The following is a 2,404-nucleotide window of genomic DNA, read 5'->3' as shown; positions in this document are numbered from 1 at the left end:
AGCGGGCGACCAGGACATCCAAAACCGTTCGGGATGCCCGCAGTGACCAGGTATGGGTCCAAGACTCACTACTGCTCACTGATTAGGAACGGTCCAGGCGAAGCCCACCTGGCTGGTCGCCGGGCGCTGGTCTCGGGCCTGCTGCCCCCTTCCCGGTTCGACGAGCTGGCGGAGGACGCGATACGGCACGAACGAGGGGCTGCCCGGCGACATCCCGGTGGTGGAGGGATGCCGCCTGCTCGTGCTGGAGGAGCCAATGTATCAACGCAGTTGGAACGCCGACCGGTTCTTCCCGCTGCTCCCGGGTACGGCCGAACTGACCCGCGTCCTGTTCGCCGACGGGGCGCGGACCCGGTTCGCCCGTACCCCGTTCGGCAACGGGACCTGCCGGGCTTCCTGACTCGGTGGACCCGGCCGTCACCGCGCGGCCGCCCCGAGTCGGAGCTCGGACCCGGCCCCCTCTGTCGGACAAGGAGTGCACCGGGGTGCTGTCCGAACTGCTGAACATCTTCCCGGTGATCACGGAGTTGCGACGCTCTGTGATCACTGGGGATCATCGGCGACCCGGATGATCGTCCTGCCGATGACGCGCCGCTCAGGGGCGAAGGCGGCGGCTGCCTCGGCCAACGGGCGGACCGCGCCGACCCGCACGTCGAGCCGCCCGTCGCGGACCCGCTGCGCAAGGTCCGCGAGACGCGCGCGGTCGGGTTCCACGACGAAGAACAGCGCCCGCCCGTCCTTGGGCCGGACGGTGGGCGGCTGGGCGATCGTGACGAGCGTGCCGCCGGCGCGTACGAGCGCAGCCGAGCGGTCGAGGATGTCACCGCCGATCACGTCGAACACCACGTCGACCTCGCCGGCGTCCTCCATCCAGCCAGCCTCGAGATCCAGGAACGTATGCGTGCCCAGAGCGAGGACGGCGTCCCGGTCGGCGGACCGACCGGTGCCGATCACCCGGGCTCCCGCCCCCAGCGCGAGCTGCACCGCAATCGAACCGACGCCACCCGCGGCGCCGTGGATCAGGACGGTCTGGCCGGTCATGATCCGTGCGTGGTCGAACAGGCCTTGCCAGGCGGTCAGTCCAGAGATTGGCAGCGCGGTCGCCGCCGTGTGGTCGACATCCGCGGGAAGCGGGGCGAGGTTGCGGGCCTCCACGGCGACGTACTCGGCCAGCGAGCCGTTGCGGGCCCAGTCGGTCAGTCCGAAGACCCGCTGGCCGACAGTGAGCCCGGTGGTTCCGTATCCGAGCTCCGCCACGACACCCGAGACCTCATGCCCGGGCACGCTCGGCGCGCGGTCGCGGCCAGCTCGATCAGACCACGTTCCGGGCCAATCGAGCTCTCCGCGGGTGAATCCCGCGGCATGCACCCGCACGATGACGTCGTTCTCGGCGGCATGGGGATACGGCAGGTCGGTCAGAGTCAGCCCGCTGACGCCGGCGTCGCGGTCTGATGCGGTGATGGCTTGCATGACTGTTCCTCTGTCTGGCTTTCCGAAGAGTGCATCTATCAATCACGTCAGTGGATCTCTACCGTCGTGTCGTTGCTTCTCGCAGGTACTCCGACATGCGACGGCGGCCAGCACCGGGTCGATACGGCCGGCATGGCCGGTGGGTCCGTCGGCACGTGACCGACCGGCATGGATGAGGGCAATCAGTGACAGAACCTCGACGAACCCGATGTCCTTTTGGGACGAAGTCGGGGTCCTTTGACCGTGTCCAGGAGCGGGTGCGGCGCCATTGGAGTTGGGCAACAAGGCGGGAAGGCCGGATGGGACTTTCCACCCCGACACCGGGCTGCTGCTGGTGTGGTGTGGTGTGGTGTGGGAGCATACGTCCGCTCTCCAGGCACATAATGGTGCGTACGAGTTGACGGTCTTCAAGGGGCACAGGCACTGGCCTCCAAGCGCTTGCGCTGGGCGGGTAAGTGGTTTCACGCACCGGCTGGCAGTCGCTGATCAGCCCAGATGATTTTGCCGTCCGGGATGTGGCGGGTTCCCCATCGGCAGGACAGTTGAGTGACGAGGAAGAGGCCGCGGCCGTGTTCGTCGGTGGAGCGGGGGTGTCGCACAAGCGGGTGGCTGTGGCTGGCGTCGGAGACTTCGCAGGTCAGCATCTCGTGCCGGATGAGGCGTAGGCCGATCGTGCGGTCGCTGCTGCAGTCACCGTTGCAGTCGCCCTTATCGTGGATGATGGCGTTGGTGAACAGTTCGCTGACGATCAGCTCTGTGGACTCGGCTAGGTGTTCCAGTCCCCACTGGGTCAGCTGCCGGGCAGCGAGAGTTCGGGCACGGCTGACGACGGCGGGGTCGCTGAGGTTCCCCCGAGATGCGGGGAAAGGTGACAGCAGGTCAGATGGGTCTCATGAGAGGAGCCCAGACGATGCCTGCCCCGAGGAAGTACCCG

2 protein-coding genes and 1 pseudogene are annotated in these 2,404 nt (G+C 67.6%); 1 reads left to right on the top strand and 2 read right to left on the bottom strand.

What is annotated here, in order from left to right; genetic code table 11:
* Positions 1–190: 190 nt before the first annotated feature.
* Positions 191–400 (top strand): annotated as a pseudogene (locus AB0M27_RS47430) (hypothetical protein); the annotation flags it as partial.
* A gap of 143 nt (positions 401–543) precedes the next feature.
* On the opposite strand, the gene AB0M27_RS47425 reads toward AB0M27_RS47430, so the two are convergent.
* Both AB0M27_RS47425 and AB0M27_RS47420 read right to left on the bottom strand, forming a co-directional pair.
* Positions 544–1,470 carry an NADP-dependent oxidoreductase gene (locus AB0M27_RS47425; protein ID WP_365732407.1) on the bottom strand — a complete coding sequence of 309 codons (927 nt, stop codon included), beginning with the start codon at positions 1,468–1,470 and terminating at the stop codon, positions 544–546.
* A 461-nt stretch (positions 1,471–1,931) separates the two neighbouring features.
* A complete protein-coding gene (locus AB0M27_RS47420) occupies positions 1,932–2,345 on the bottom strand; it encodes an ATP-binding protein (protein WP_365732408.1) in 414 nt (137 codons plus the stop codon).
* Between the last annotated feature and the right edge of the window lie 59 nt (positions 2,346–2,404).

The organism is Streptomyces sp. NPDC052107, from assembly GCF_040680215.1.
Classification (GTDB): domain Bacteria; phylum Actinomycetota; class Actinomycetes; order Streptomycetales; family Streptomycetaceae; genus Streptomyces.
The sequence above is the reverse complement of the archived record's forward strand: the minus strand, read 5'-3'. Positions and strand labels throughout refer to the sequence as shown.